At 71.0% G+C, this 1,229-nt stretch carries 2 protein-coding genes; one reads left to right on the top strand and one right to left on the bottom strand.

The window, feature by feature from the left end; all coding sequences use genetic code 11:
• Positions 1-601, top strand: a 601-nt coding sequence (locus tag HET64_RS38490) for a DUF6875 domain-containing protein (protein ID WP_374105611.1), incomplete at its 5' end; no start/stop codon positions are given.
• A gap of 26 nt (positions 602-627) precedes the next feature.
• Here HET64_RS38490 and HET64_RS38485 read toward each other — a convergent pair.
• The coding region (locus HET64_RS38485) for a hypothetical protein (RefSeq protein ID WP_215111860.1) at positions 628-1,229 on the bottom strand (602 nt) is incomplete at its 5' end.

Genomic DNA, 1,229 nt, shown 5'->3' with positions numbered 1-1,229 from the left:
GGGGAAGGGTGGGGGTGTGCCGGTGGTGGAAGCGGTCGAGGAAGCGGTCGGTTGGTTCGAGGCCTATCTGTGCCGGCCTCATGAGGGTGTGGGGCGGCCCGGGGCGGTGTGCCCGTTCATGGTCCCGGCCCTGCGCGCCGACGGTGTACGGGTCCATGTGTTCCCCGGCGGTGCGGGCCTGGACGGTCTGCTGTCCGCGGTCGATGCCATGGTCGAGGTCCTGCGGAGCGATGGGTGGCCGACGTCCAACCGCGCTCTGCACGCCGTGGTCGCCGTCCTGCCCGACCTTCCCCAGGCAGACGAAGAGCTCTTGGACCAGGTGCAGGAGAAGGTCAGGACACCTCTGGCCCGGGAGGGGATGATGCTCGGCCAGTTCCATTCCCGGTGCGAGCAGGGTGCCGCGCGCAACCCCGGGTTTCCGGTGTCCCGTTCCCCGCTGCCGATGCTGGCGCTGCGCTGGATGGCCCTGCACGATGTGCTGTTCGTCCACGACGACCCGGACCGGTTCGCCGCCTATGAGGAGCGGTTCGGGGCCGTGTACCGGTCGGGTCGCACCGTGGACCCGCTGTTCGCCCGCCTCTACCAGCAGGCACACCGCTAGGAGTGCGGGTGCCGCACCCGGCAAGGTCAGGGGGCCAGGCCAGTGAGGCTCTCGGCGAGGTCCCGGGCTGTGGGCCGGTCCCGGGGCGAGTTCAGCAGGGCCGGCTGGAGAACGGCTTGGAACTCGGGCCATGGTGCCGCGGTCCGCAGGGGGATGCGGCCGGTGGCGATCTGGGTGCGGAGCTGGTCCGAGGTCAGCTCCTTCGGTGTGATGCCGGCGGCCGGGTAGTCCAGGGGCCAGGTTCCGGTGACACAGGTCCACAGCGTGGCGGCCAGGGTGTAGACGTCGGCAGCCATACCCGCGTCCAGAGGCATGTCGCCCGCACCGCGCAGCGCCAGCTCCGGCGGTACGAGATGGTCGATACCCACACCCGTCACCGGTGGCGGCCGCATCCCCTCCCGCCAGCTCCACGCCAGGTCGATCAGACGGACACCACCACTGGTGTGGATCCCGTGGTCCGGCTGCAGATCGGCATGGACCCAGCCCATGCCGTGCAGAGCGGCGACCGTCCGGCACAGTTCCACCGCCGCGTCGAGCCCCGCCCGCCGACCGCTGCTGTTCTCCCGGAACGAGGCGAAGGCGTCCCATGTAGAGGGCCCTTCGAACCACCGCGCCACCAGCCACGCAC

Source organism: Streptomyces sp. McG3 (assembly GCF_018619185.1).
Lineage (GTDB): Bacteria > Actinomycetota > Actinomycetes > Streptomycetales > Streptomycetaceae > Streptomyces.
Note: the sequence above shows the minus strand (reverse complement) of the source record. Positions and strands in the feature narration are given on the sequence as shown.